Below are 26,478 nucleotides of genomic sequence, written 5' to 3'. Positions count from 1 at the left end.
CCAACTGCGACGCAGCATTGCCGAATACATCCGGTATTACAATCACGACCGCATCAAGCTAAAGCTAAATGGGCTGAGCCCTGTGCAATACAGGACTCAGCCCTTGGCCGCATAACTTACCCGTCCAACTTTACGGGGTCAGTTCACCGTGGTGCTCCTTTTTCGTTTTCAGGCACGCAGAAACGGGTACGCCCGCGCGCTGGCGGGCGCCATGGTTATGGCTTTAGCGCCAATCGGTATGCCACCGCATAGGGCAGCTTGCCGGGCTTGGCGGCGCCGACCGGCTGGGACAGCGCGGTGAACTCGGTCTCGTTCAGCGTTTCGAGCCTGCCCAGCGCGGCAGCGGTCTTGCCGTTGCTGACGGTCGCATCCGGTGCCAGCGCCACCATCGCGCCAGCGGCTGTGTGCACGGCAGCCAGATGGCTGGCGTTGTCATCCAGGTTCACGGTCTTCAGGTCGACCACCGTACGCAGCCAGTCGCCCCAGTAGAACTCCGTAAACTCGGTGGCGTCCGCCAGCTGCGTGTAGCCGATATCGCGGGTGAAATACACCAGCGCACGGTACGGGTCGTTGCCCAGGCCGTTCTTCAGGCCAAGGGAGCGCGGCAGGTCGGCCGGATAGGCCGGGCGGTCGCCATCCCGGGACCAGATCAGCTTGCGCTCGTGCAGCGTGCGGAAGAACGTGGCGCGGTTCAGATTGGACAGGTTGTCCTGCACGCGTACCCACATCTTCGCCTGCGGGCCGCCGCTGCTGGCTTCCCAGATCGACGTGAGCGTGTGGTGGCCATCGGTCAGGTACGGCTCGCCGTAGGGGCCCACCACCAGCGTCTTCATGTCCGCCGGCTTCTCGGCGACGGCCTTCGTGCACGTGAATGTGGAAAGGTCGTCCAGGCGGGAGTTGGCATCCGATGTCTTGGTCTTGTTCTGACCGTTCGCCTCGCAGGCATCGTCGAATCGCTTGGCCGGATCGGCGGCGTAGCGGCCCAGCTTGTAGTAGATCTGGTCGCGGCCGATGGCCGGCTGCGCGCCGTATGCGGCACATGGCCGCGCGCCGGTCTAGGCAGGGTCCATGACCGGTCTGTGACAAGCTGCTTGCGGCGCGACTCCGCTGAAGGGGGGCGGGGGAGTGGGAGGATGGGGCCAGAAGGGGGCGCCGCGTGGCCGCCGTGTGTGTGGATTTCGCCTAGAGTGACTAGATCGGAACAGTCGGAGGCAGACCATGGGGCAGATACGCGATGACTTTCGCTTTTGCCAGGCTCGGCGTCGGGTGCTGGTGATGGGGGCCATTGGCGCCCTGGGAGCAATGGCCGGGATGCCGGCGCTGGCGCAGAAGGCTGGCGGGGGCAAATCCAGAATCGGCGTGATCGGGTCGGGACGCATTGGCGGCACGATTGGCGGCCTGTGGGTGAAGGCGGGCCATCCGGTGATGTTCTCGTCGCGCCATCCGGAATCCCTCAAGCCGATGATCGACCCGCTCGGCCCGCTTGCGCAGGCAGGCACCGTGGCGCAGGCGCTGGCGTTTGCCGATGTGCTGTTGCTGGCCGTGCCCTATGGCGCGGTGCCCGACGTCGGCAAGCAAGGCACGTGGCAGGGCAAGATCGTGCTCGACGCCACCAATGCGGTGTCACCGCGCGATGGCGCGATCGTCGAAGAGGTCAAGGCCAACGGCATCGGTGCCACCACGGCCAAGTACCTGCCGGGCGCGCGCATCGTGCGTGTGTTCAATTTCACCAGCGCCGGGGATTTTGCGCGCGAGAGCCATCGCAAGGGTGCGCCGATGGCCGTGCCGATGGCAGGCAATGACGCCGCCGCGCTGACGGTGGCCGCGCAACTGGTGCGCGATGCGGGGTTCGAACCGGTGGTGGTGGGTGGGCTGTCCAGCGCGGAGCGCTTCGCGCCCGGTGGCAAGCTGTTCCATCAGGTCGGCACAGCCGACGAGTTCCGGCGCGCCATGGCGCAGTAGCTGCCTCGGGGTCGTCGTCGTTCGTTGTCGACGCCCGTTGTCGCGCTATCTGCGGCGCCACTCCATCGCCACCATCGATGGCGTGAAGCCAAGCTGGCCGAAGAACGCGGCCTCGGAAGACCGGGTCGCGCGGAGCACCCAGGTGATGTCGGGGTCGTTGCCCATGACGTGGCGCAGCAGCGCGCGGCCGATGCCTCGGCGCCGGTGCATCGGCGCGACGGCGACCACGGAGATGTAGCCGTTGGAGATATCGTCGCAGAGCGCGCGTGCGAAACCGATGACTTCACCGTTTTCCACCGCTACCGCCACGCGTTGCGAGTTGGCAATCAGTTGCGCGAAGCGTTCCGGATTGCCGACCCGTTGTTCCCACCCGTTGGCGGCCAACAGACGCCTGGCCGCCTCGATGTCTGCGGGCAACGGGTTACGGATTTCCATCGACGACTCCTCCTGCCAATTCCAGGGGCGCATGTCGGCGACCCCCGCCGAAAGTGGGGGATACGCGACGACTACGCCACGAACACGCGATGTGCCGCGCGATTGGCGACAGAGTGTAGCGAAGCCGATGCAGCGGCGTCAAACAATCGTGCCTGTTCATCACGAGCGTGAGTCCGCGCACACTGCATCGTGCTCATCGCCGCAACATCGCAATCGGGAAACGCCACGCGCATGGAGCGCGCGGTATGATGACTGCCATGAACGCCTCGATCTTCTCTTCCGCCCACCCGGCCGATCAGTTGGCCGAGTTCTCCGACGCGGACAGCGCGCTGGCCCGCATTCGCGAGATTTACGACAGCTCGGTTGCCGCCATACGTACGCGCTTCGATGCGTTTGCGAAAGGCAAACCGCTGCCTTCGGCCGCGCATGCGTGCTACCCGTACCTTGGCATTTCGGTCAATCTGGAAACCATGGTGACGGACAGCCGGCCCTCCTGGGGCACGGTGGCCTACCCCGGTGTCTATGGCACTACCGTCACGCGACCGGACCTGCTGTGGGACTACTACCGCGATCAGATCGAACGCCTGATGCGCTATCACCGCGTGCCTGTCGTGGTGGGACTCTCGCGCCGGCCGATTCCGCTGCCGTTCGTGATCGAAGCCTCGACGACGGACATCAGCTACACGCAGGCCCGCGAGCTCGAGGCATCGTTCGTGTTGCCGGAGCTGAGCCGCATCGACGACTCCATCGCCAACGGCACCTACGAGCCAACGCCCGGCGAGGCGTGGCCGCTCTCGCTGTTCTCGGCGGAGCGCGTGGACCTGGCGCTGCAGCGGCTCTACCACTACACCGGCACGGCGCCGCAGCACTTCCAGCGTTTCGTGTTGTTCACGAACTATCAGCGTTATGTCGATGAGTTCGTCACGCTGGGCCGGTCGCTGATGGCGGCCGATGGTGGCGACGGCTACGTGCAGTTTGTCGAGCCCGGCGACGTGACGCAGGAAGTCGGCGGGCCCGAACCCGACGAGGGCGCTCATCCGCGCGCGCTGCCGCAGATGCCGGCTTATCACCTGGTACGCGAGGACAAGCTTGGCGTGACGCTGGTCAACATCGGCGTGGGGCCGTCCAACGCCAAGACGATGACGGACCACCTGGCCGTGCTGCGGCCGCATTGCTGGCTGATGGTGGGCCACTGCGGTGGTCTGCGCCGGTCCCAGCAGCTGGGCGACTATGTGCTGGCGCACGCCTATGTGCGGGACGATCACGTGCTCGACCACGACCTGCCGCCATGGGTGCCCGTGCCGCCGATCGCCGAAATCCAGGTGGCGCTGCAAGAGGCCGTGGCGCGCGTGACCGGACTGTCCGGCAACGAAATGAAGACCCGCATGCGCACCGGCACCGTAGTGTCGACGGACGACCGCAACTGGGAGCTGAAATCCAAGGCGCTGTATGCGCGCTTCAACCAGTCGCGCGCCATCGCCATCGATATGGAAAGCGCGGCGGTGGCCGCCAACGGGTTCCGGCTGCGGGTGCCATACGGGACGCTGCTGTGCGTATCGGACAAGCCGCTACACGGCGAACTCAAGCTGCGCGGCATGGCCAATGCCTTCTATCGGCAGCGCGTCAGCCAGCATATGACGATCGGCCTCGAGGCGATACGCATCCTGCGTGAGAACGGGGTGGAGGAGCTGCATTCGCGCAAGTTGCGCAGCTTCGACGAGCCCGCGTTCCGCTGAGCAGAATTCAAAAGCAAGCGGCGGAGTGCGCGGACCGCGCGGCGGCGCTACCGTGGAGGCCAGATCAAGCCAACAAGGAGCCCGCCGTGAAGACGCCGGAAGCCGCCGCCCGTATCGCGCGGATTGATTGGCGCGCCGTCGGCCGCGAACTCGACGCGCACGGATGCGCCATCCTGGATCGCCTGCTGGAGCCGTCCGAGTGCGGCCGGCTGGCCAGTCTCTACGGGGAACCGGGAGAGGCCGTACCCAACGCGCGGTTTCGCAGCCGCGTGGTGATGTCTCGCCACGGCTTCGGTCAGGGCGAGTATCAGTACTTCGCCTACCCGCTGCCGCCGATGATCGAGGCGCTACGCACGACGTTGTATCCGATGCTGGCCCCGGTAGCCAATCGCTGGAACATGGCGATGGGTATCGACGTCCGCTATCCGTCATCGCACGATGCCTACCTGTCGCGCTGCCACGCCGCCGGCCAGATCCGGCCGACGCCGCTGATGCTGCGCTATGGCAAGGACGACTACAACTGCCTGCACCAGGATCTTTACGGCGAGCACGTGTTTCCGCTGCAGGTAGCCATCCTGCTGTCGGAGCCGGGGCGCGACTTCACGGGCGGAGAGTTCGTGATGACGGAGCAGCGCCCGCGCATGCAGTCGCGTGCGGAGGTGGTGCCGTTGCGGCAAGGAGACGCGGTGGTCTTCGCGGTTCACCATCGACCCGTGCAAGGCACGCGAGGTATCTATCGCGTCAACATGCGTCATGGCGTCAGCCGCTTGCGTTCAGGCCGGCGCTATACGTTGGGGGTGATATTTCATGATGCGGCGTGATGCCGGGGCTGCGCACTGGCAACGATACCCGCATCGTCCTGTTGCGTTCTCTGCGTTCTCTGCGTTCCCTGCGTTCTCTGCGTTCAAGGCCGCCACGCTCCTCCAGACCCTGCTGATTCACCCATAAAAAAACGCGCGGCATTGCCGCGCGAAACAAGAGCGCAAAGAGAGGTGGAGCTTCGCGACTTGCGAGTGAATCAGAAGCGGTAGCCGACGCCCGCGCTGAACAGCCACGGATCAAGCTTGGCCGTCGATACCTTGGTGCCGTTGGCGTAGACGTTGCTGGTAAGCCAGATCTTCTTGGCGTCGATGTTCAGGAACCAGTTCCTGGTGATCCTGTAGTCCATGCCGATCTGCAGTGCAGGCCCCACGCTCCATCGATCCAGGTTCAGCGTGTTGCCAGCGAGGTCGGTGCCATAGATACGGGTAGCGTTGACGCCCGCGCCGACATACGGACGGAACGTGCCGTTGGGAAGGAAGTGGTATTGCAGCAGCAGGCTGGGCGGCAGGTGCTTGAACGAGCCGATGTTCTGGCCGTCGAGCGTGACATTCTGCTTTTGCGGAATCGTCAGCACCAGTTCGGCGGCGATGTGCGGCACGATGAAGTAGGTGATGTCGACTTCCGGAATCCACTTGTTGTTGACGTGGATGCGGTCCGATGCGCCGACGCCGCCGATCGGGTCCGACTTGTTGGCCATGTCGAGGAAGGTGCCGCGCAGGCGGATCATCCAGTCGCCCTGGGTATCGTCGGCGGCCATGGCCGGTGCCGAAAACGCGCCGGCGGCTGCGATGGTCGCGAGCGCGCCGCAGAGCGTGGCAGCGAGGGGTTTGCGGCGCGGCGAGGCGCGGCGGGCGGAGATTTGGGTGGCGGATGCAGAGCGAGTGAAGCGCTTGGAGAGAGTGGCAGTGGTCATGTCGATCGCACATCAACTAAGAAATTTGTGCGACCAGTGTGTCGTGCACACTGCACCTCGGCCTTGACTCAACGCAAGCCCATGCCAGCCACGCGGATATTCGAGCGGAGCCGTCGCACGTGTGCCACAGCGGCTCCGGCCTGTGTCGCGCGGACGTGTTTATCTTCATGCGGATTTATTCGTGGCGCCGCGACGGCTCGGCCCGTACGCTGTGCGCACGTGGTTTGTGAACCGCGCATGTCGTGGGCGTCCGCAAGGACGTCTTTCCGGGTGTGCCCCGTGGGGGCGGGGCACACCGGTTTTCTCCCGGCAGCGCGGGGTCAGGCCGCCTCAGCCTCTCCCGTCGCCGCCGTGGCCATCGCCTGCAGGTGGCGGTTGACACCGGACACCACCGCGCGCAGCGACGCCGTCACGATGCTGGCATCCACGCCAGCGCCGAAGCCCGTGCCGGAGTCTCCCACGCGGACCTCGACATAGCAGGCCGCGCGCGCATCGGCGCCGGCCGACAGCGCGTGCTCGTGGTAGTCCATGACCCGTACCGGTACGCCCAGCCCGCGAGAGAACGCGTCCACCACTGCGTCGATCGGTCCGTTCCCCGCGCCTCGCACGCGCACGGCGCGGCCTTCGCGTACGACTTCCATCTCGATCTCCACCGCGTCATCGGCGGTCGATACCATGCGATGCGAGACATAGCGCAGCGGCGCATCGACATCCAGATACTCGCGGCGGAACAGCGCGTAGAGATCGTCGGCGCTGGCTTCCAGGCCGGTGTCGTCGGTCATGGTCTGCACCGCACGGCTGAACTCGATCTGCAGCCGGCGCGGCATGTAGATGCCGTGGGCCTGTTCCAGCAGGTAAGCCATGCCGCCCTTGCCGGACTGGCTGTTGACGCGGATCACGGCGTCGTAGCTGCGACCGAGGTCGGCCGGGTCGATCGGCAGGTACGGCACCTCCCAGATGGCATCGGCCCGCTGCTGCGCGAAGCCCTTGCGGATGGCATCCTGGTGAGAGCCCGAGAACGCCGTGAACACGAGGTCGCCCACATACGGATGGCGCGGATGCACTGGCAACTGGTTGCAATGCTCCACGCACTGGCGCACTTCGTCGATATCGGAAAAGTCCAGTTCCGGCGCCACGCCTTGCGTGTAGAGATTGAGTGCCAGCGTGACCAGGTCCACGTTGCCGGTGCGTTCGCCGTTGCCGAACAGGCAGCCTTCCACGCGATCGGCACCGGCCATCACGGCCAGTTCCGCCGCCGCCACCGCGGTGCCGCGATCGTTGTGCGGATGCACCGACAGCACGATGTGTTCGCGCCGGGCCAGATGACGATGCATCCATTCGATCTGGTCGGCGAACACATTGGGCGTGCTGCATTCCACCGTGGTCGGCAGGTTCAGGATCATCGGCCGCGTGGCGTCGGGTTGCCATACGGCCGAGACGGCATCGGACACTTCCAGCGAGAAATCGAGCTCGGCCAGGCTGAACGTCTCGGGCGAGTACTCGTAGGACCAGGCTGTCTCCGGCATGGCATCGCTCAGTTCGCGGATCAGGCGTGTGCCCGACACGGCCACTTCCCGGATCTCTTCTCGCGAGGCGTTGAATACGATGCGACGCCACGCGGGTGCGATCGGGTTGTAGAGATGCACCGTCGCGCGCCGCGCGCCACGCACCGATTCCACCGTGCGGCGAATCAGGTCGTCGCGCGCCTGCGTCAGCACGACGATGTTCACGTCGTCGGGAATGCGGTCCTCCTCGATCAGCATGCGGACGAAGTCGAAGTCGGTCTGCGATGCGGACGGGAATGCGACTTCGATCTCCTTCAGGCCAATCTTCACCAGCTGTTCGAAGAAGCGCAGCTTGCGCGCGGGGTTCATCGGCTCGATCAGGGCCTGGTTGCCATCGCGCAAGTCGGTGCTCATCCAGCGCGGGGCGCGGGTGATCTGGCGCGACGGCCAGGTGCGGTCAGGCAAGTTGACGGGGGTGGCGGGGCGGTACTTGGCGGCGGGATTGCGCAACATGGGTGATCTCCTTCCTCGCGGGAAGATGCGTCAAACAGAAAAACACGGAAAAGGGTGGCGAGACGGCTGCCGAACTGCCACGGGGCCCTAGGCCCGGCAACCGGTCGGTAGGTCTAGCAGTAGCGAGGAAGCGCGCAGGGCGCGGCACGACAGCAGGCCAGCCCGTGCAACGCACGCGCGCACGTCGGCGGCGATGCGGATGGCATCGGCGGCGTGGCGGAGGTTGAGGGTCGTGGCGGTCATCGGGCTGAGAGGGATATCGCCCGCGAGATATCGGGCGACCGGAGGAGCGTAGACCACAACGCGGTGGCGCGTCAACCGCGCCAACCGCGAAAACACGGTCGTCGCATCGCCCGAATGTCCGGTGAAACCGGCTTGTCGCTGGGCGGCGACATATGGCGAAGGGATGACCTCCACCTGTTGTGTGGTGTGCCGCTCAGTCGTCTGGCTGGTACAGCGTGCACCGCATCGCGCCTAGGCTGGTTAGCAGGGGAAGCGGGGCGATAACGAAGGGGGAGACAAACCATGCGCACACGTCGTTGGATGACTTGGCTCGCGTGCACGGCGAGCGTGATGCTGATGGTGGCTTGTGGCGGCGGGGGTAGCGGCTCGGGTTCGGGGGGCGCATCGCCGGCCGATACAACGGGAAATGGCGGCAACGCCAGTACGCCTGCGGCCAAGACATACAGCGTGGTGCTGAACCAGGTCTCCGGCGAGGTGACGGTGGGCGGCACGATGCCGCTGGCGGCCTCGGTTGTTGACAACGATGGCAATGACGTCACCGGGTCTGCTGCATTCTCCTGGACCACATCGAGCGCATCGGTGGCGGCGGTCGGCGCTGGCAGCGCGGCGGGCAGCGCCGTGGTGACGGGCGTGGGCACCGGCACCGCCACGATCGGCGTGCGGGCCACCGTCGTGGGCACCAACAATGTGACGATCGTGCTCCCGCAGGTCACGGCCACGATCACCGTGGTGGCGGCGGGGACCACGACCTACACATTGGCGCTGCCGTATCCGGTCTTGTCGATGACGGACGGCCAGACGCTGCCAGTAAAGGCGTCGCTGATCGACAGCGACGGCGCGGACCGCTCCGCGGCCGCCAGCGGCTGGACCTGGGCCAGCAGCACGTCGGCGGTGCAGGTCACCGGCGCGGCCAACGTGGGCACGTTGCGCGGCGTGAACGCGACCGATACCGTCGCGCAATCGGTGGTCAGCGTGTCCGTCACTGCGCCCAACAACAGCGTGCTGAAGGGCTCGTTCCTGGTGTCGGTGGTCAAGTCCAGTGTGGCGAGCTATCGGCTGGTGCTGTCGCAGAACGGTGCGCAGATCAACGCGCTGAATGTCCTCAACGGCTATCCGCAGACCTATGCCTCGCGCGTGGTCCGCAATGACGAAGCGGATGCGACGGCTGACTTCACGGGGCTCTGGACCTTCACGACGACCTCGCCTTCGCTGACCGTGTCGCCGGATACCGCAAGCCGGCTCACCACGCTCAGCACCAGCCGCGCGAATGGTGTGTCGCCGCTGCAGGGCATCCTTTCGGAGACGGCGAGCAGCCTGACGCTGACGCCGAAACCGCGCGCCAATCTGCTGGTGACCGAGCAGCCGACCTGGGCCTTGATCTACAGCGGTCCGAATCCGCTGGTAGTGCCAGGCGTGGGCGCCACGATTGCGGTGCGCCTGATGCATCGCGGGATCGACGAGGGCATCACGGCGTGCGGGGGAAGCTGGGCATGGACGTCGCCGAGCAGCAACGTCGTCGTGATTCAGTCGCCGATCGCGCCCAACTCCGTGTCGATCATGCCGATCAGCGCCGGGCCGTTCACGGTCACCGCAAGCTGCACGGCGGGAACCGAGGCCATGCCGCTATCGATCACGATCCCGGGCACTGCCCAATAGCCGTACGGCCTCAGGCCAAAGCCCGCCGCGTGTCATGCGCGGCGGGCTTTTTTCATTGCCGCGCGGGACAGGGCGTACCCGTTTCTGCGTGCCTCGATGCGCCGGCAGCGGACAGGGCAAAGTCGCTGTGGAGAGCGCAGACAGTCGGGTGCCGAAACAAGAAGCGGAGAGCCCAGAGCTACCCGAAATCGGCAAAGCGTACCCGTTTCTGCGCGAGCCGGAATGCCGGCACCAAAGAAAAACGGCAGCCATTCAGGCCGCCGTTTTTTATGAATCCGCAGTGAGTTCCTCAGGGCTTTCGCACCAGCCGGACGATGTGTTCGTTGGCCGGGCCATCGTTGCCACCGGCCGACGGGCTCGAGGTGTTCGACCCGCAGGTGCTGCATCCGCTGTTGGTGTCACAGCCCGTGGCGCAGCCTGCCGCCTCTTGCGGCGCCAGCCGTTTGGCCAGCCAGCCGCGCCAACCCGTGGCCGATACGCCGCCCAGCGATGCCGCCAGCCTCGCCTTCACCCGCTCGCGCGTGCGCGGCATGTAGCGAGCCGCCACGTGTACGGCACAGGCCACCACGATCAGGGGGACCACTAGGGTTTCGAAGGCGTGATAGAGCGTCATGGCCGTTTGACTGCGAGGGATACCGCCGGTTTCAACTGAACGCCAGGGCCACGCGGTACGTGATGAGCGACGCCACGTAGGCCAGTCCCGTCAGGTACGCGGCGGACGCCGCCATCACCTTCCAGGAGTTGGTCTCGCGCCGGATCACGGCCAGCGTGGAAATGCACTGCGGCGCAAACACGTACCAGGCCAGCAGCGACAGCGCCGTGGCCAGCGGCCATTGCGCGGCGATCATCGGTGCGAGCTGCGTGGCCACCGCGTCGTCGCTGCCGGAGAGCGCATACACGGTCGCCAGTGCACCCACCGCCACCTCGCGCGCGGCCAGGCCCGGCACCAGCGCGATGCAGATCTGCCAGTTGAAGCCGATCGGCGCGAAGACGTGTTCGAGCGCGCGGCCGATCATGCCGGCAAAGCTGTAGTCGATCGGGGGCATCGTCGCACCTGCCGGCGGCGACGGGAACGTGGCCAGGAACCAGAGCAGCACGGTCAGCGTCAGGATCACCTTGCCCACGCGCGACAGGAAGATTCGGGCACGCTCCCACAGGCCGATGGCGATGTCGCGCGGATTCGGGATGCGGTACGACGGCAGTTCCATCAGCAGCGGATGGTCGGTGCGGTCGCGGCGGAAGAACTTCAGCACATAGGCGACGACCAGCGCGCTGACGATGCCGGCCACGTACAGCGTGAACAGCACCAGCCCCTGCAGATTGAACAGGCCAGCCACGGTGCGTTCGGGGATAAATGCGCCGATCAGCAGCGCATAGACCGGCAGGCGGGCCGAGCAGGTCATCAGCGGCGCCACCAGGATCGTGGTGAGGCGATCGCGCGGATCCTGGATCGTGCGCGTGGCCATGATGCCGGGAATCGCGCAGGCAAAGCTGGACAGCAGCGGAATGAACGACCGGCCGGAGAGTCCCGCGCCCATCATCAGCCGGTCGAGCAGGAACGCCGCGCGCGGCAGGTAGCCCGATTCCTCGAGCGTCAGGATGAACAGGAACAGGATCAGGATCTGCGGCAGGAATACCACCACGCTGCCCAGGCCCGCGATCATGCCGTCGACGATCAGGCTCTTGAGCATGCCGTCGGGCATCCAGGTGCCGACGATCTCGCCGGCCCAGTGCACGCCTGCCTCGATGCCGTCCATCGCCGGAGCGGCCCACGAAAACACCGCCTGGAACATCAGGAACAGCAGCACGGCCAGGATGGCCAGGCCGAACACCGGGTGCAGGACCACACGATCGAGGCGGTCGTCGAGCCGCGCGGTGCGGGCCGGCATGGTGACGGCGGCGTCCAGCAGGCGCTTGACCTCGGCGTGGGTGTCGAGCTCGGACACCGACTCGACGGGCACCGCGGGCGGGGCTGGCGGCAGGGCGCCGTCGAGCAGGCCGATCAGGTCCGCGGCGCCATTGCGCTTCACGGCCACGGTCTGCACCACGGGCACGCCCAGCGCCTGCGACAGCGCCTCGCGGGCGATCAGGATGCCGCGGCGCGCGGCTGCATCGCTCATATTGAGCACGACCACCATCGGCAGGCCCAGCCGGCGCAGCTCCAGTACAAAGCGCAGGTGCAGGCGCAGGTTGGTGGCGTCCACCACGGAGACGATCAGGTCCGGGCGCGCCTCGCCCGGGCGCTGGCCCATGCAGACCTCGCGCGTGATGGCCTCGTCCAGGCTGGCCGCGTGCAGGCTATAGGCGCCCGGCAGGTCCAGGATGCGAACCACGCGGCCGGCTGGCGACGTGAACTGGCCTTCCTTGCGCTCGACGGTCACGCCGGCGTAGTTGGCCACCTTCTGGCGACTGCCAGTCAGGCGGTTGAACAGCGCGGTCTTGCCGCAATTGGGGTTGCCTACCAGCGCAATGCGCAGGGCGGAGGGAGTCTGTACGACGGACATGATATGCAGGGGATCCTGGGCGGCAGCGGGCGACGCCCTCAGGCGGTACGCTGGGCTGCGGGCGCGTCGGGCTGGCTGGCCGGCGCGATGCTGGAGATGGTGGCGGTGGCCACTTCCACGGTGATGCGTGCCGCTTCCGAGCGGCGCAGCGCAAAGCGCGTATAGCCAACCTGCGCGACAAGCGGATCCTTGCCGAACGGACCGAACGCGATGATCTGCACCGCCTCGCCCGGCACGAAGCCGAGATCGCGCAGGCGGCGCGCGACGGGGTCGTTCGGGGTGGCATCGTCCACCGATTTCACAACGGCGGCCGTGCGCCGGGGCAGTTCAGACAACCGCATATGCTTCCAGTCCGGGGGGCGGAATCACCGCCGCGCGACAAGCGGCAGGGCAATGAACCCTGCCGGCTACGTAAATAAAAATCGTTCTCGATTGTATAGCATTCGCGCCACTTCGGTGCCGTAGCCGGGGGGCATCGGCGCCGAAGCTGGCCATTTCATGCGTCTGGCATCGGAACAGGGCTTCCCGGCCATTCAGGGATGGCACCGATACTGGCATTAATCGGTGCGTTCCATGCCGCGTTTCTATTGATTAACACATTTGTGGTATTGGTCCGGCGAGGCTTCCGGCGATAAGCTCCAAGCACGCTGAACACCCCGTTCCACGCGTACTTCACAAGCCACATGCCCCTGGGCAGGTGGCTTTTTCTTCTGGCGCGCCGGGATGTCCGTCGGGCCACATTCTAGTAGTCAGCCTGGGCTGCCGCCAGCCGGACCGTCTCGACGAAATGGTCGCGTGCAGGATGGTCCGGCGCCTGCTTCCAGACGCAATACACCTCGGATGGCACGGTGGAATCCGCCAGCGGCCGGAATGCCGCGCCGGCCATGCCTGACCGGGCCAGCGCGGCCGGCACCACGGCCACCCCCATGCCCTGCGAGACCAGCGACACCACGGACAGCCAGTGCCGCATCTCGTGCCGGACCTGGGGATAAAAGCCATGCGCAGCGCACATGTCGAAGATGCGGCTGTAGTAGTCGGGCGACGCCTTGCGCGAGAACAGTACGAAGGGCTCGCCGCGCAGGTCGGTGAGCGCCACCACCTCCCGGGCCGTCAGCGGATGATCGGCCGGCATGCAGCACACAAAGGCCTCGCGATGCGCCAGCGTGGCCGCCAGTTCGTCCGGCACGCGGCTGGTGTGGACGAAGCCGGCGTCCAGCTCGCCGTGGAGCAGGGCGTCGATCTGCTCCTGGGAATTGAGTTCGGTCAGCGCCACCTGGATGCCCGGATAGCGCGCCTGGAATTCCCGCAGGCGCTGCGGCAGCCCCCGGTACAGCATCGATCCGACAAAACCCACGCGCAGGCGCCCCACGGCGCCGGCTTCGATCTCGCGCGCCAGCAGCCGTGCCGATTCGGCCTGCGCCAGCAGCGCCGTGGCTGACTCCCGGAACGCCCGCCCAGCGGCGGTCAGCCGCACGCCGCGACTATCGCGCTCGAACAGCCGGGCCCCGACGGATGCCTCGAGCTGCTGGATATTGAGCGACAGCGGGGGCTGCGAGATCGACAGCCGCCGCGCCGCACGGCCGAAATGCAGTTCCTCGGCGAGAACCAGGAAGTAGCGCAGGTGACGGAATTCCATGGCGATATGAATTTTGTATGGATCGAGCCAATTTTAGAATTAGACACGAATCGCCGGGGTTTGAATAATGGATCCCAAACCGCCCCACCTGATGTCCACCACAGGGGCCGACAGGAGACGATTCATGCCCACCAGCGCCGCGCGCCACACCGCGTCTGCCACCGCCGCCCACCCCGCCGCTCACCCTGAAATCGCCGCGCACCCGGTCCCCGATCGCCACGGCGCCAGCCTGTTTGCCGCCGACCCGGACCTGCGCGCGCTGCTGCCGCTCTATCTGCCGGCGGACCTGTTCAACCACCTGCTGCCGCACCTGGAGCGCATGGGCGCGCTGGCCGGCGGCGTGCTGGACGAGCTGGCCAATGTGGCCGATCACGAGCCGCCCACGCTGTCGCACCGCACCCGCACCGGGCTGGACGCCCAGCGCATCCACAAGCATCCGGCCTACGTCGAACTGGAGCGCGTGGCGTTTTCCGAGTTTGGCCTGGCCGCGGCGTCGCACCGTGCTGGCGTGCTCGGCTGGGACAAGCCGATGCCGCCCGCCGCCAAGTACGCGCTGACCTACCTGTTCGTGCAGGCAGAGTTCGGCCTGTGCTGCCCGCTGTCGATGACGGACTCGCTGACGCGCACGCTGCGCAAGTTCGGGGACCCGGCACTGGTCGATCGCTTCCTGCCCAACCTGACCACGCAAGTCTTCGACGACCTCTACCAGGGCGCGATGTTCATGACCGAGCAAGGCGCCGGTTCCGACGTCGCCGCCACGGCCACGCGCGCAATCCGCGACGAGCGTGCCGAAGGTGGCTGGCGTCTGGTTGGCGACAAGTGGTTCTGCTCCAACCCCGATGCCGCGCTGGCGATGGTGCTGGCGCGCATGGAAGAAGCCGACGGCACGGCCGTGGCCGGCATCAAGGGCGTGTCGCTGTTCCTGCTGCCGCGCACGCTGGCGGACGGCAGCGCCAACCACTACCGGATCATCCGGCTCAAGGACAAGCTCGGCACGCGGTCGATGGCCAGCGGCGAGATCCGGCTCGAAGGCGCGCACGCCTGGCTCGTCGGCGAACCGGGTCGCGGTTTTGTGCAGATGGCCGACATGATCAACAACTCGCGGCTCTCCAACGGCGTCCGCGCGGCCGGGCTGATGCGCCGCGCGCTGACCGAAGGCCAGTTCATCGCCCGCGAGCGCCAGGCTTTCGGCAAGCGGCTGGCCGACATGCCGCTGATGCGCCGCCAGTTGCTCAAGCTGACGCTGCCCACCGAGCAGGCGCGCACGATGGTGTTCCAGACCGCCGAGGCGCTGCGTCGGGCGGACGCGGGCGAGGCCGACGCCTACCCGCTGATGCGCATCCTGACGCCGCTGATCAAGTTCCGCGCGTGCCGCGACGCCCGCAAGGTGACCGGCGATGCCATGGAAATCCGCGGCGGCTGCGGCTATATCGAGGAATGGAGCGATCCGCGACTGGTGCGCGATGCGCACCTGGGGTCGATCTGGGAAGGCACGAGCAATATCGTCGCGCTGGATGTGCTGCGCGCGATCCGCCGCGAGGGCTCGCTGCCCGTGCTTCAAGGTCACCTGCAGGCGCTGTTGCAGGACACGCCGATGCACGCCACCGCGCGCGCCACATTTGCGCTGGCCATCGCCAATGCCGTGGCCCTTGCCGGTCGCGCCGCCGAGGCGGGTGCCGATGGCGACGTGCTGGCCCGCCAGGCTGCGTCGGCGCTGTATCACGTCACCAGCGCAGTGGCGATGGCGTGGGAGGCGGGCCGGATCGGTTCCGTCCGCCGCATGCGCCTGGCGCAACTGGTGCTCGTGCATCGCGTGCTGCCGCAGGACCCGCTGGCCGGCAACGCCGAGCCCGCGTGGCTGGCCGATGCCGTGACGCCGCCCGCCGATGGCGCCGTGCGTCCCGCCGGCGACGTCGACCAGGTCAACGCGTTCTGACGCCATCCGGATCGCTAACGTTTTTCCCCAGCTCCCGCAAGCGGGAGAAGGGCCGGAGGAGAGGGCCGGCGCATCAGACAGCCGTCTTCTCCTTCCATGACTACAAGATTCATCGGAGACAACCATCATGCCCCAATGGCACCGCCGCGCGGCCCTTGCCGCCATCGCCGCCTGCTCGTTCTGCGTCGCCACCGCACCCGCCTTCGCCCAGAAGGAATTCCCTAGCAAGCCGATCATGCTGGTGGTGACCTACCCGCCGGGCGGCCCCACCGATGCGATGGCCCGTACGCTGGCTGCGGCGCTCAAGACCAGCCTGGGCCAGCCCGTGGTCGTGGAGAACCGCGCCGGCGCGGGCGGCAATATCGGGGCCGAAGTCGTGGCGCGCGCGGAGCCCGACGGCTACACGCTGATGTTCGGCACGTCCGCGCCGCTGGCAATCAACGTCAGCCTGTATCGCAAGATCAACTACGACCCGGTCAAGAGCTTTGCGCCGGTAATCCAGATCGGCCAGCTGCCGAACGTGCTCGTGGTCAATCCGAGCGTGCCGGCGAAGAACGTGCAGGAGCTGATTGCCTACGGCCGCGCCCATCCGGGCAAGCTGAGCTATGCGTCATCCGGCAATGGCGCGTCGTCGCATCTGGCTGGCGTGCTGTTCAACAACCTGGCCGGCACGGATTTCCAGCACGTGCCCTACAAGGGTACTGGCCCGGCGCTCAACGATCTGCTGGGCGGGCAGGTCAGCATGACCTTCACCGACGTGCTGACCGCGCTGCCGTTCATCAAGAGCGGCAAGGTGCGCGCGCTGGGCGTGACCACGCGCAGCCGGTCGCAGGCGCTGCCTGAGGTGCCGACCGTCGCCGAGCAGGGTGTCGCGGGATTCGATGTTTCGGTATTCTTTGGCGTGGTCGCGCCGGCCGGTACGCCGCCGGAAGTCATCCGCAAGCTCAACCGTGCGTTTGCCGATGCGCTGCAGCAGCCCGAGGTCCGCAAGACGCTGCTGGGCCAGGGCCTGGAATTTGCGCCCGCCACCACGCCCGAGCAGCTTGGCGGCTTCGTGAAGTCCGAGGTCAGCAAGTGGCGTAGCGTGGTGCAGAAGTCCGGCGCGCAGCTCGACTGACCCGGTACACAAGAACAGAGAAGCGAGGTAGACAACATGACGTCATCCCACCCCGGCGCGCTGGCCGGCATCCGCGTGGTCGATTTGTCCCGAATCCTGGGCGGTCCGTTCTGCGGCCAGATCCTGGGCGACCACGGTGCCGACGTGCTCAAGATCGAACCGCCGCAGGGCGACGACACCCGCACCTGGGGCCCTCCGTTCCGCGATGGCGTGGCGTCGTACTACTTCGGCCTGAACCGCAACAAGCGCGTGATGCGGCTGGACCTGACCGCCGATGCGGACCGCGAGGTCCTGTTCTCGCTGCTGGCGGAAGCCGATGTGATGGTCGAGAACTTCAAGACCGGCACGCTCGAGAAATGGGGCCTGGGCTACGACGTGCTGTCGCAGCGCTTTCCGCGCCTCGTGCATTGCCGCGTGTCGGGGTTTGGCGCCGATGGTCCGCTCGGTGGCCTGCCCGGCTACGACGCGGCGATCCAGGCCATGGCCGGCATCATGAGCATCAATGGCGAGGCCGACGGCGATCCGCTGCGCGCGGGGCTGCCGGTGGTCGACATGGTGACGGGGCTGAACGCGGCGCTCGGCGTGCTGCTGGCGCTGCAGGAGCGCGAGCGCAGCGGGCGCGGCCAGTTCGTCGAGGCGGCGTTGTATGACTCGGGCCTGTCGTTGCTGCATCCGCATGCGGCCAACTGGTTCATGAGCGGCAAGACGCCCACGCGCACCGGCAACGCGCACCCGAACATCTATCCGTACGACACCGTGGCCACGGCCACCGACCCGATCTTCCTGGCCGTCGGCAACGACCGCCAGTTCCGCATCTTGTGCGAACACCTGGGCGCGCCGGCACTGGCCGACGATGAACGCTACGCCACGGCGGGCGGGCGCTCGGTCAACCGGGCATTGCTGAAGGGGGAACTCGAGTCGCGCATGGCGCAGCACGACGGTAAGGTGCTGGCCGATGCGCTGATCGCCGCCGGGGTGCCGTGCGCGCCGGTGCTGTCGGTGCCGGACGCGCTCAACCATCCGCACACCGCGCATCGCGAGATGGTGGTGGAGATGCCGGGCGGCTACAAGGGGCTGGGCGCGCCGGTCAAGCTGAGCCGCACGCCAGCCACCTATCGGTACGCGCCCCTCGCGGAAGGCAATCAGTTCCTGCCGCGAGAGGCCGCGAACGAGGGCTGATCAGCCCGGGATCATTCCCGTGAAGACGTAGGCCTGCAGCATCGTGATGACGCCCACGATGGCGGCAAACAGCAGGCTGTGCTTCACGGTGAAGCGGAACAGCTCCGATTCCTTGCCGACGAGACCGGTGGCGGCACATGCCACCGCGATCGACTGCGGCGAGATCATCTTGCCCGTCACGCCGCCGGTGGTGTTGGCGGCCACCAGCAGCGTGTCCGACACGCCGATCTGATGCGCGGTGGTGTGCTGCAGCGAGCAGAACAGCGCATTGGACGACGTGTCCGAACCCGTCAGGAACACCCCCAGCCAGCCCAGCAGCGGCGAGAAGAACGGGAACGCGGCGCCCGTGCCGGCCAGCAGCAGCGCCAGCGTCGACGACATGCCCGAGTAGTTGGCCACGAACGCGAAAGCCAGCACCAGGCCGATCGAGAGGATCGGCCGGCGCAGTTCCAGCAGCGTCTCGCCGAACGTCACGAGGGCATCGCGCGGCTTCATGCGCAGCAGTGCCATCGAGATCAGCGCCGTCAGCAGGATAGCGGTCCCCACGGCGGACAGCAGGTCCAGCTTCAACACGGCCTCATACGGCTTGGGCGATGCGACGATCGGCGCGGCCTTGATGACCAGCTGGTCCAGCAGCGGCACCTTGAACTTCAGCACCGTGCCTGCCAGCGCGCCTTTGGCGGCGAACAGGGCCTTGAACGGCGGCAGGCTCCACACGGTGACGATGGCCGTCAGGATGCCGAACGGCGCCCATGCGCGGACAGTCTGGCCCAGCGTGTACGGCGAAGGCTTGCGGCGTACCGGCGCACCCATGCCGCCGCCAAAGCCGGCCATCGCGATCGTGCCGCCTGCGGCCACCGCGCCGCCGGCAGGCCGCGAGGCGGTGCGCGGTTGCCACACGCGCAGGAATGCGGACAGCGAGATCAGGCTGACCAGCGCCGAGGTGATGTCCGGCAGTTCCGGTCCGATGTGGTTGGCGGTGAAGTACTGCGTCACGGCAAAGCTGCCGCCCGTGACCAGCGCGGCCGGCCACGTTTCGCGCACGCCCTTGACGCCATCCATCATGAACACGAGCCAGAACGGCACCGCCAGCGACAGCAGCGGCAGCTGCCGGCCGGCCATCGCTCCGATATGCATGGGGTCGATGCCCGTGACCTGCCCGGCCACGATGATGGGGATGCCCATGGCACCGAAGGCCACCGGCGCGGTGTTGGCGATCAGGCAGAGCCCGGCCGCGTAGAGCGGATTGAAACCCAGACCCACCAGCAGCGCGGCGGTGATGGCCACCGGCGCGCCAAAGCCGGCGGCGCCCTCCAGGAAGGCACCGAATGCAAAGCCGATCAGCAGCATCTGCAGGCGCTGGTCGTCCGTGATCGACAGCACGGAGGCACGAATGATGTCGAACTGGCCAGTCTTCACGACGATCTTGTAGAGGAACACCGCGGTCACGATGATCCACGCGATCGGCCACAGGCCATAGGCAAAGCCGAAGCCTGCAGCGGCCAGCGCCTGCGGCGCGGGCATGCCATACGCAAAGATGGCCACGACGAGCGACAGGATGAGCGTGACGGCGGCGGCGGCATGGCCCTTCATGCGCAGCACGGCCAGCGCGACGAAGAAGAACAGGATGGGTACGGCCGCCGCGAGCGCGGACAGCCACAGGCTGCCGAGCGGCGTGTAGATCTGGGTCCAGGGTTGCACTGGGAGTCTCCTAGTTGATGTGTTGTTGAATAGTTGTTGTTGTCGACGATGCGCCGTGGCGCTATTCCGGCTGCCCGCGCGCGTTTAGCAGATCCGTCAGGCTTTTCGGCGCGGGGGTCAGCGGCTTGCGGTGCTGCGTCCAGCCCATCTGCCGCGATGGCGTCAGCGCACGCAGGCGCGTGGCGGCCCAGCGGAACAGCCGGTACGTCGCCGGATGCGCAAACGCGCCGCTCCAGAAACGCCAGACCAGGTGCTCGCGCCGGCTGAACTTCGCGCCTTGCCCCTTCAGGGGATGTGGCACGGCTTCATCGGGATCGCGATTGGCCTCGGTACGCAGGCGCACCAGCAGTTGCGGGATAGGGATGCGTACCGGGCAGACTTCGCCGCACGCACCGCACAGGCTCGAGGCCGTGGCGAGGTCCGCAGTGGCGTCGAGCCCCAGCAGATGCGGCGAGATGATCTTGCCGATCGGCCCCGGGTAGGTCGTGCCGTAGGCGTGGCCGCCGATGCGCGTGTAGACCGGGCAGTGGTTCATGCACGCGCCGCAGCGGATGCACTGCAACGTGGCGCGCAACTGCTCGTCGGCGTAGGCCTGGCTGCGGCCGTTGTCGAGCAGCACCAGGTGCACTTCGCGCGGACCGTCCTGCTCGTCGCCCTTGCGCGGTCCGGAGATCAGGTTGAAGTAGGTGGTGATGGCCTGGCCCGTGGCGGAGCGCGTCAGCAGGCTGGAAAGCGGCACGATGTGCGACAGCTTTGCCACCACCTTTTCCATGCCCATCACCGCGATGTGTACGTCCGGCACTGTGGTGGAAAGCCGCCCGTTGCCCTCGTTTTCCACGAGCCACAGCGTGCCGGTGTCGGCCGCCGCGAAGTTCACGCCGGAGAGCCCGATGTCGGCGTCCACGAACGCCTGCCGCAGCGCCCGGCGGCCAGTCTGGATCAGGCTGTCGACGTCTTCCGTGTACGTCGTGTCGGGGATGTGCGCCTCGAACAGCGCGCCGATGTCGGCCTTGGTCTTGTGGATGGCGGGCATCACGATATGGGACGGCTTCTCCCCGGCCAGCTGGACGATGTATTCGCCCATGTCCGATTCGATGCAGTCCACGCCGCGCGCCGCGAGGTAATGGTTCAGCTCCATTTCCTCGCTGGCCATCGACTTGCCCTTGATGACTCGCGTCGCGGCATGGGCCTGCGCGATGCCGTGGATGACCGCGTTGGCCTCGTCGGCGGTCTCCGCCCAGTGCACGTGCACGCCGGCGGTGGTGAGGCGCGCCTCGAGCTGCACCAGCAGGTCCGGCAGGTTGGCCAGTGCATGCTGGCGCGCCGCCTCGCCGAGGTCGCGCAGGTGCTCCAGCTCGTCGCCGTCCGGAAACTGGACCGCGCGTTTCTGCTGAAGGAAGTCCATCGCACCGCGAAAGCTCTTGCGCAACTTGGGATCATCCAGCGCCGCGCGAGCGCGCGTGCGAAAGTCCTCGGTCGGGACGAAATGCAGGGTCTGCTGGCTCATTGCGCGGCGTCTCCGGTGTCGGTCACGATCACGACCCACAGGCGGCGCGGGCCATGTGCGCCGTAGGCCAGCGTTTGCTGGATGTCAGAGGTTTTGGAGGGGCCCGACACCATCACCAGGTTGGTGGGCATGCCGTCTCCCCAGCGTTCCGCGCGCGCGGCGCTGTGCAGGTCGGGGTGCAGTGTCCGGGCATGGACCAGGGCGATGTGCGTTGGCGGCACCAGCGACATCGTGCGCGGCGAGCCCCTGTCCGGTGCTAGCACCAGCGTGCCGGTGGCCGCCAGGCCGGAGCGCGCCACCGTGAAGCCGGCATCGACGGTATCGAACATTTCAGCCTTCCAGGTTTCGAGGGGGCGATCAAAGCCCACCGTGGCGACGCTTGCGGGCAGCGCAGCGGCCAGCGCCGCCCCTTCGGGACGGTTGCGGTCCAGCAGCAGCCGGCGCACGCCTTCGGCGGCCAGCCGGTCCGCGATCAACGCCGGCCAGGTGGCGGCATTGGTGCACCACACTTCGGCGTGCGAGGCGGTGAGCGCGGCCTGCATCGACGCCACCATCGCGGCGATGTCGGGTGGGCTGCCACGTCGGCTGTCGAAGTGGATGTCGATGCGGTGGTCGAGCGCGGCGGTCTCGGCGGCGAGCGAGGCACCGGAGGTCGGCACGGCGGCGCGCAGCCGGCCGAGCATGCGGTCACGTGCGGTCATTGTGCTCATTCGGCACCTCCGGTACGGCGCCACAGGAAGGACGCCAGGTGCTCCACGGGCAGCGACGCGCCCGCATGCGCGGCGGCGTGACCGATGTTCAGCAGGCAGCCGCAATCGGCGGAAACCAGCCGGTCGCAACCCGTGGCGCACGCGGAGGCCACCTTGTCGCGCACCATCGCGCCGGAAATATCGGCGTGCTTGAGCGAGAACGTACCGCCAAAGCCGCAGCATTCGGATTCGCGTTCGTGCTCCACCCGGGTCACCCCCGGCAGCGCATCCACCAGTGCCACGCCATGCGCCCGCGTACCCATTTCTCGACGGGCGGCGCACGACGTGTGCAGCACCACGCGCTCGTGCGGCGCGCCGGCCGGCAAGTCGTCAAAGCGCACGTGCATCACATTCAGGAGAAATTCGGCAAGCTCGTAGACGCGGCCGGCCAGTTCGGTGGCCCGGGCCGCGGCGTCGGGATCGTCGGCGAACAGGGCGGGCCAGTGGTGGCGCATCATGCCCGCGCACGAGCCGGACGGCACGATGATCGGCCACGGCTCGCGGAACAGGTCCAGCTGGGCGCGCGCCACAGTGCGGGCCTGCTCCGGATTGCCGCTGCTATAGGCGGGCTGGCCGCAGCAACTCTGGCCGCGCGGGAAGTGCACGGTCAGGCCTTCGCGTTCGAGCAGCCGGACGGCGTCAAGGCCGGCCTGCGGGACGAACAGGTCGACGAGACAGGTGCCGAACAGGTAGACCTGTGTCGGGGCGGTGGGGTACTGCCTGGGTTGCATTGTCTGCCTCCGGATGACGGCGCGCCGTGCGCACCGGGCCGCGCCTGCTGGCACGGCCTCTGCGACATTTTTGGGGGCATAATTCCGGCTCTCGCACCGGAATACAAATTGGTTGGACCACCGGGCGTCTGGAACAGGGGATGACCATGGCGTCAGGCAATGCGGCGCGCAACCGGGTGGAAGGCATCATGCGCAAGATGGAGACCGCGCTGCTGGATGGCACGTGGCCGGTTGGTACGCGGCTGCCGGCCGAACGTGCGCTGGCGGAGCAGTATGGCGTGGCGCGCAACACCATCCGCGAGGCCATCCAGCGCCTGGCGGCGCGCGGCTTGCTGCAGAGCCGGCGCGGTGCGGGCGTATACGTCACCGACCAGCTGCGTACCGGTATCGCATCGCCGTGGGGCCAGCTCGTGGCCGATCACCCGGCGTTGCGCGACGACATCCTCGAGTTTCGCCGCGTGCTGGAGGGGGCTACCGCGTACTTCGCGGCGCTGCGCGCGGACGCGTCTGACCTGCGTCGTATACGCGGGCTGATGAAGGAACTGGATCGCGCGCGCCTGGTGGATGACAAGGCCGGCGAGGCCGATGCCGATGCCCGGTTGCATGACGCCATCGCGCAGGCATCGCACAACACGATGTTCCTGCACCTGCATACCAGCGTCATCGGCATGCTGCGCGAGCACATCACGATCAATGGCACGGGTCTGCGCGAGGCGGATGAGGAGGCGTCAGGCCTGCTGCTACTCCAGCACCGGACGCTGTGCGAGGCGATCCTGGCGCGGCGGCCGGAAGAGGCGCGCACGGCCATGCAGACCCATATTGATTTTGTACGCAGCCGCGTCGAGCAAGACAGCGAATAGGCGGATACGTCGCCCACGGCGCAGCATTGGTCGTACCAGTTGCTGCGTACCTAAGATCAATGGATTCAACAAGTTAACAAAGCGCCTTGCAATCGCATTGCAAGGGGCGCGTCGCGCTCACACGAGCTCGGCGGTGCTCAGTTCGCGCTTCACGTACGCGTAGATGATGGGCCCCGCGATCACGCCGGGTATACCGTAGAGCGTCTCCATCACCAGCATCACCGTCAGCAGTTCCCACGCAGCGGCTTGTATACGCGCGCCGATGATGCGCGCATTCAGGAAATACTCGAACTTGTGGATGATCACGAGATAGAGCAGCGACACCACCGCGATGGGTAGCGACACCGCCAGCGACGCCACCACGATGGCGGTGTTGGAGATCAGGTTGCCCAGCACCGGCAGCAGCCCCGCGATGAAGGTGATCGCCACCAGCGTCTTGGACAGCGGCAGGTGCTGTTGGAACAGCGGCAGGACCACCAGCAGGTAGATGGCCGTCAGGGCCGTGTTGATCGAGGAGATCTGGATCTGCGCGAAGATGAACTGCGAGAACGCCGTCTGCAGCGTGCGGGCGCGCGCCACCAGCGCCGCGGCCAGCGGCCGACGGCTGGGGCGCGATACTGCCCGGTACAGCGCCACCATCGCGCCGATCACCAGCCCGATCAGGATATGGAGCAGGGCGCGCAGGATGTCCGTGCCGAGCTTCTGCGCCATCTGGGCGTGCTCGCGCATCGCTGCGATCAGCGCCGTGGCCAGCTCCTCGACGCCGTTGGGTAGGTAATCGCTCAGCCAGCCCGGCATCTGGCTGCGGGACTGGTCAATGATGTCCGCAGCATGGTCCAGCAGGCGCTCCAGTGTGTTGCCGTCGCCGCTGATAAAGCGTACCAGCGCCCAGATGCCGCCGGTCAGGGCCAGCAGGATGATGGCCGAAAGGATGGCCACGGCCAGCGCGTCGTGCCGCGGGTGCAGGCGCGTGAGGCGCGGCGCCAGGACATCCACCAGCGAATAGAGCAACAGGCCGGCCAGCAGTGCCGGAACCAGGTTGGCCTGCATCACCAGCAGCAAGGCCGCGCCCGTCAGCGCGTAGGACGCCGCGGTGACGCTGAACCAGCTGGCGGGCGTCAGGCGGCGGTTGGAGGGGGCGGTATCCGGCGTGGCGCCACTGGCCTGGGGGCGGCCTGTCGTACGTTCTTGTTCCACCTGCGGCATGGCTTGGATGTTGCGCGTGAGCGTTGTCGTTGAAAGGGTTGGCGTTCGATTGTCGGTGCGGCGCCTGACAATGGCAAGTCAGGATGACCAGACATGCGGCGCGGGCGTGAAACTTGCATTTCCGGTCGCTATATTGATGGACAGGCAGCGCGAAAATCCCCACAGGAGCCCGTACGACATGGCCTTCACCTGCACCGTCGGCGCCAGCCGGCATGTCTTCGCGGACCTGCGCACGCTGCTGGCCAAGGCCAGCCCGGCGAGATCGGGCGATGCGCTGGCCGGCATCGCCGCGGCGAGCGAGGAGGAGCGCATGGCGGCGCGGATGGCGCTGGCCGACTTGCCGCTGACCCATTTTCTCTCGGAAGCCCTGATCCCCTATGAGGACGACGAGGTCACGCGCCTGATCGTCGATGGGCACGACGCGCAGGCTTTCTCCGCGATTGCCGCGCTGACGGTGGGCGACTTCCGCAACTGGCTGCTGCGTCATGAGACCGACGAGGCCGTGCTGGCGCGCGTGGCGCCCGGCATCACGCCGGAGATGGCCGCCGCCGTCAGCAAGCTCATGCGCAACCAGGACTTGGTGGCCGTGGCGCGCAAGTGCCGGGTGGTGACCCGCTTTCGCGGCACCATCGGCCTCGCTGGCAGGCTGGCGGTACGCCTGCAGCCCAATCATCCGACCGACGACCCGCGCGGCATTGCGGCATCCATCATCGACGGCCTGCTGTATGGCTGCGGCGACGCGACGATTGGCGTCAACCCGGCCAGCGACAATCTTGGCGCCATCGTCACGCTGCTGAAGCTGATTGATGATGTGCGCGCGCGTTATGACGTGCCGACGCAGTCGTGCGTGCTCACGCACGTCACCAACACGCTGCGTGCGATCGAACTGGGCGCGCCGGTCGACCTCGTATTCCAGTCGGTGGCCGGCAGCCAGCGTGCCAACGAGGCCTTCGGCATTTCGCTGGCGCTGCTTGGCGAGGCGCGGCAGGCGGCGCTGGCGCTGAACCGGGGAACGGTGGGCCACAACGTGATGTATTTCGAGACCGGGCAGGGCAGCGCGCTGTCCGCCAACGCACATCACGGCGTGGACCAGCAGACCATGGAAGCGCGCGCGTACGGCGTGGCGCGCGTGTTCGAGCCACTGCTGGTGAATACGGTCGTCGGCTTTATCGGCCCCGAGTATCTTTACGACGGCAAGCAGATCATCCGCGCCGGGCTGGAAGACCACTTCTGCGGCAAGCTGCTGGGCGTGCCGATGGGGTGCGATGTCTGCTACACCAATCACGCCGAGGCGGACCAGGACGACATGGATACGCTGCTCACGCTGTTCGGCGTGGCCGGCATCAACTTCATCATGGGCGTGCCCGGCGCGGACGACATCATGCTGAACTACCAGAGCACCTCGTTCCACGATGCCTTGTATCTGCGGGAAGTCCTCGGCGTGCGTCCGGCGCCCGAGTTCGAGGCGTGGTTGCAGCGGATGGGGATCCTCGACCCATCGGGCCGCCTGCTGGAGCCAGCCGCGCGCCAGCCGCTCCTCGACATGGCGCGGTCACTCTGATACCGG

The 26,478-nt window shown here is 67.1% G+C and carries 23 protein-coding genes; 10 read left to right on the top strand and 13 right to left on the bottom strand.

What is annotated here, in order from left to right:
* The first annotated feature begins 4 nt into the window (after window positions 1-4).
* Window positions 5-115, top strand: a complete 111-nt coding sequence (locus AC1DOX_RS24995) for an IS3 family transposase (protein ID WP_441618306.1) — start codon at window positions 5-7, stop codon at window positions 113-115.
* Window positions 116-215: 100 nt separating this feature from the next.
* On the opposite strand, the gene AC1DOX_RS24990 is transcribed toward AC1DOX_RS24995, so the two are convergent.
* Window positions 216-1,013: a ParB/Srx family N-terminal domain-containing protein gene (locus tag AC1DOX_RS24990; protein ID WP_441621819.1), complete on the bottom strand. Its 798-nt coding sequence runs from the start codon at window positions 1,011-1,013 to the stop codon at window positions 216-218.
* A 205-nt stretch (window positions 1,014-1,218) separates the two neighbouring features.
* On the opposite strand from AC1DOX_RS24990, the gene AC1DOX_RS24985 reads away from it, so the two are divergent.
* Entirely contained in the window at window positions 1,219-1,962 is a 744-nt protein-coding gene (locus AC1DOX_RS24985; protein ID WP_441621809.1) for an NADPH-dependent F420 reductase, read from the top strand.
* Between the two features lie 45 nt (window positions 1,963-2,007).
* Here AC1DOX_RS24985 and AC1DOX_RS24980 read toward each other — a convergent pair whose 3' ends face one another.
* Window positions 2,008-2,397 (bottom strand): GNAT family N-acetyltransferase, encoded by a 390-nt coding sequence (locus tag AC1DOX_RS24980; protein WP_092139309.1) that lies wholly within the window; start codon window positions 2,395-2,397, stop codon window positions 2,008-2,010.
* Window positions 2,398-2,642: 245 nt separating this feature from the next.
* Here AC1DOX_RS24980 and AC1DOX_RS24975 point away from each other — a divergent pair, with 245 nt between their 5' ends.
* Both AC1DOX_RS24975 and AC1DOX_RS24970 read left to right on the top strand, forming a co-directional pair.
* Window positions 2,643-4,133 (top strand): AMP nucleosidase, encoded by a 1,491-nt coding sequence (locus AC1DOX_RS24975; protein WP_092139307.1) that lies wholly within the window; start codon window positions 2,643-2,645, stop codon window positions 4,131-4,133.
* Window positions 4,130-4,954, top strand: coding sequence for a 2OG-Fe(II) oxygenase (locus AC1DOX_RS24970; protein ID WP_441621817.1), 825 nt, complete (start codon window positions 4,130-4,132; stop codon window positions 4,952-4,954). The genes AC1DOX_RS24975 and AC1DOX_RS24970 overlap by 4 nt, the downstream gene beginning before the upstream one ends.
* Window positions 4,955-5,151: 197 nt before the next feature.
* On the opposite strand, the gene AC1DOX_RS24965 is transcribed toward AC1DOX_RS24970, so the two are convergent.
* Both AC1DOX_RS24965 and leuA read right to left on the bottom strand, forming a co-directional pair.
* Complete coding sequence (locus AC1DOX_RS24965) at window positions 5,152-5,868, bottom strand: OmpW/AlkL family protein (protein WP_441621807.1); 717 nt, start codon at window positions 5,866-5,868, stop codon at window positions 5,152-5,154.
* Between the two features lie 320 nt (window positions 5,869-6,188).
* The gene (leuA, locus tag AC1DOX_RS24960; RefSeq protein ID WP_441621805.1) at window positions 6,189-7,886 is read right to left on the bottom strand and encodes a 2-isopropylmalate synthase; all 1,698 of its coding nucleotides are present in this window, start codon (window positions 7,884-7,886) and stop codon (window positions 6,189-6,191) included.
* A gap of 525 nt (window positions 7,887-8,411) precedes the next feature.
* Here leuA and AC1DOX_RS24955 point away from each other — a divergent pair.
* Complete coding sequence (locus AC1DOX_RS24955; protein WP_441621803.1) at window positions 8,412-9,785, top strand: hypothetical protein; 1,374 nt, start codon at window positions 8,412-8,414, stop codon at window positions 9,783-9,785.
* 289 nt (window positions 9,786-10,074) lie between these two features.
* On the opposite strand, the gene AC1DOX_RS24950 is transcribed toward AC1DOX_RS24955, so the two are convergent.
* The 4 genes from AC1DOX_RS24950 to AC1DOX_RS24935 form a co-directional block, all read right to left on the bottom strand.
* The gene (locus AC1DOX_RS24950) at window positions 10,075-10,398 is read right to left on the bottom strand and encodes a DUF6587 family protein (protein ID WP_441621801.1); all 324 of its coding nucleotides are present in this window, start codon (window positions 10,396-10,398) and stop codon (window positions 10,075-10,077) included.
* A 31-nt stretch (window positions 10,399-10,429) separates the two neighbouring features.
* Window positions 10,430-12,289 (bottom strand): ferrous iron transport protein B, encoded by a 1,860-nt coding sequence (gene feoB / locus AC1DOX_RS24945; protein WP_477101555.1) that lies wholly within the window; start codon window positions 12,287-12,289, stop codon window positions 10,430-10,432.
* 38 nt (window positions 12,290-12,327) lie between these two features.
* Complete coding sequence (locus tag AC1DOX_RS24940) at window positions 12,328-12,630, bottom strand: FeoA family protein (protein WP_441621797.1); 303 nt, start codon at window positions 12,628-12,630, stop codon at window positions 12,328-12,330.
* Window positions 12,631-13,031: 401 nt separating this feature from the next.
* Window positions 13,032-13,925, bottom strand: a complete 894-nt coding sequence (locus tag AC1DOX_RS24935; RefSeq protein WP_441621795.1) for a LysR family transcriptional regulator — start codon at window positions 13,923-13,925, stop codon at window positions 13,032-13,034.
* A 124-nt stretch (window positions 13,926-14,049) separates the two neighbouring features.
* On the opposite strand from AC1DOX_RS24935, the gene AC1DOX_RS24930 reads away from it, so the two are divergent.
* The 3 genes from AC1DOX_RS24930 to AC1DOX_RS24920 all read left to right on the top strand — a co-directional run bounded on the left by AC1DOX_RS24930 (window position 14,050) and on the right by AC1DOX_RS24920 (window position 18,157).
* Window positions 14,050-15,861 (top strand): acyl-CoA dehydrogenase family protein, encoded by a 1,812-nt coding sequence (locus tag AC1DOX_RS24930; protein WP_441621793.1) that lies wholly within the window; start codon window positions 14,050-14,052, stop codon window positions 15,859-15,861.
* A 127-nt stretch (window positions 15,862-15,988) separates the two neighbouring features.
* Window positions 15,989-16,978, top strand: a complete 990-nt coding sequence (locus tag AC1DOX_RS24925) for a Bug family tripartite tricarboxylate transporter substrate binding protein (RefSeq protein WP_441621791.1) — start codon at window positions 15,989-15,991, stop codon at window positions 16,976-16,978.
* Window positions 16,979-17,014: 36 nt separating this feature from the next.
* Entirely contained in the window at window positions 17,015-18,157 is a 1,143-nt protein-coding gene (locus tag AC1DOX_RS24920) for a CaiB/BaiF CoA transferase family protein (protein ID WP_441621789.1), read from the top strand.
* Here AC1DOX_RS24920 and AC1DOX_RS24915 read toward each other — a convergent pair whose 3' ends face one another.
* From AC1DOX_RS24915 to AC1DOX_RS24900, 4 genes are all read right to left on the bottom strand, one after another.
* A complete protein-coding gene (locus AC1DOX_RS24915) occupies window positions 18,158-19,858 on the bottom strand; it encodes a lactate permease LctP family transporter (protein WP_441621787.1) in 1,701 nt (566 codons plus the stop codon).
* 61 nt (window positions 19,859-19,919) lie between these two features.
* Complete coding sequence (locus AC1DOX_RS24910) at window positions 19,920-21,365, bottom strand: LutB/LldF family L-lactate oxidation iron-sulfur protein (RefSeq protein ID WP_441621785.1); 1,446 nt, start codon at window positions 21,363-21,365, stop codon at window positions 19,920-19,922.
* Window positions 21,362-22,075, bottom strand: a complete 714-nt coding sequence (locus tag AC1DOX_RS24905; RefSeq protein ID WP_441621783.1) for a LutC/YkgG family protein — start codon at window positions 22,073-22,075, stop codon at window positions 21,362-21,364. Before AC1DOX_RS24905 ends, AC1DOX_RS24910 begins: the two co-directional genes overlap by 4 nt.
* Window positions 22,072-22,845, bottom strand: a complete 774-nt coding sequence (locus AC1DOX_RS24900) for a (Fe-S)-binding protein (protein ID WP_441621781.1) — start codon at window positions 22,843-22,845, stop codon at window positions 22,072-22,074. Before AC1DOX_RS24900 ends, AC1DOX_RS24905 begins: the two co-directional genes overlap by 4 nt.
* 146 nt (window positions 22,846-22,991) lie before the next feature.
* On the opposite strand from AC1DOX_RS24900, the gene AC1DOX_RS24895 reads away from it, so the two are divergent.
* On the top strand, window positions 22,992-23,705 hold the full coding sequence (locus tag AC1DOX_RS24895; RefSeq protein ID WP_441621815.1) for a FadR/GntR family transcriptional regulator: 714 nt from the start codon (window positions 22,992-22,994) through the stop codon (window positions 23,703-23,705).
* Between the two features lie 117 nt (window positions 23,706-23,822).
* Here AC1DOX_RS24895 and AC1DOX_RS24890 read toward each other — a convergent pair whose 3' ends face one another.
* Window positions 23,823-24,911 (bottom strand): AI-2E family transporter, encoded by a 1,089-nt coding sequence (locus tag AC1DOX_RS24890; RefSeq protein ID WP_441621779.1) that lies wholly within the window; start codon window positions 24,909-24,911, stop codon window positions 23,823-23,825.
* Between the two features lie 178 nt (window positions 24,912-25,089).
* Here AC1DOX_RS24890 and AC1DOX_RS24885 point away from each other — a divergent pair, with 178 nt between their 5' ends.
* Window positions 25,090-26,472, top strand: coding sequence for an ethanolamine ammonia-lyase subunit EutB (locus AC1DOX_RS24885; RefSeq protein WP_441621777.1), 1,383 nt, complete (start codon window positions 25,090-25,092; stop codon window positions 26,470-26,472).
* Window positions 26,473-26,478: the final 6 nt, after the last annotated feature.

It is taken from the genome of Cupriavidus sp. 01L415, from assembly GCF_056400065.1.
The sequence above is the reverse complement of the archived record's forward strand: the minus strand, read 5'-3'. Positions and strand labels throughout refer to the sequence as shown.

Coding starts and splice junctions, on each gene's coding strand:
- AC1DOX_RS24910 (WP_441621785.1), bottom strand. CDS start 21,365: ATGAGCCAGCAGACCCTGCATTTCGTCCCGACCGAGGACTTTCGCACG.
- feoB (WP_477101555.1), bottom strand. CDS start 12,289: ATGTCCGTCGTACAGACTCCCTCCGCCCTGCGCATTGCGCTGGTAGGC.
- AC1DOX_RS24925 (WP_441621791.1), top strand. CDS start 15,989: ATGCCCCAATGGCACCGCCGCGCGGCCCTTGCCGCCATCGCCGCCTGC.
- AC1DOX_RS24920 (WP_441621789.1), top strand. CDS start 17,015: ATGACGTCATCCCACCCCGGCGCGCTGGCCGGCATCCGCGTGGTCGAT.
- AC1DOX_RS24930 (WP_441621793.1), top strand. CDS start 14,050: ATGCCCACCAGCGCCGCGCGCCACACCGCGTCTGCCACCGCCGCCCAC.
- AC1DOX_RS24940 (WP_441621797.1), bottom strand. CDS start 12,630: ATGCGGTTGTCTGAACTGCCCCGGCGCACGGCCGCCGTTGTGAAATCG.
- AC1DOX_RS24985 (WP_441621809.1), top strand. CDS start 1,219: ATGGGGCAGATACGCGATGACTTTCGCTTTTGCCAGGCTCGGCGTCGG.
- AC1DOX_RS24980 (WP_092139309.1), bottom strand. CDS start 2,397: ATGGAAATCCGTAACCCGTTGCCCGCAGACATCGAGGCGGCCAGGCGT.
- AC1DOX_RS24965 (WP_441621807.1), bottom strand. CDS start 5,868: ATGACCACTGCCACTCTCTCCAAGCGCTTCACTCGCTCTGCATCCGCC.
- AC1DOX_RS24950 (WP_441621801.1), bottom strand. CDS start 10,398: ATGACGCTCTATCACGCCTTCGAAACCCTAGTGGTCCCCCTGATCGTG.
- AC1DOX_RS24885 (WP_441621777.1), top strand. CDS start 25,090: ATGGCCTTCACCTGCACCGTCGGCGCCAGCCGGCATGTCTTCGCGGAC.
- AC1DOX_RS24890 (WP_441621779.1), bottom strand. CDS start 24,911: ATGCCGCAGGTGGAACAAGAACGTACGACAGGCCGCCCCCAGGCCAGT.
- AC1DOX_RS24955 (WP_441621803.1), top strand. CDS start 8,412: ATGCGCACACGTCGTTGGATGACTTGGCTCGCGTGCACGGCGAGCGTG.
- AC1DOX_RS24895 (WP_441621815.1), top strand. CDS start 22,992: ATGGCGTCAGGCAATGCGGCGCGCAACCGGGTGGAAGGCATCATGCGC.
- AC1DOX_RS24975 (WP_092139307.1), top strand. CDS start 2,643: ATGATGACTGCCATGAACGCCTCGATCTTCTCTTCCGCCCACCCGGCC.
- AC1DOX_RS24935 (WP_441621795.1), bottom strand. CDS start 13,925: ATGGAATTCCGTCACCTGCGCTACTTCCTGGTTCTCGCCGAGGAACTG.
- leuA (WP_441621805.1), bottom strand. CDS start 7,886: ATGTTGCGCAATCCCGCCGCCAAGTACCGCCCCGCCACCCCCGTCAAC.
- AC1DOX_RS24900 (WP_441621781.1), bottom strand. CDS start 22,845: ATGCAACCCAGGCAGTACCCCACCGCCCCGACACAGGTCTACCTGTTC.
- AC1DOX_RS24905 (WP_441621783.1), bottom strand. CDS start 22,075: ATGAGCACAATGACCGCACGTGACCGCATGCTCGGCCGGCTGCGCGCC.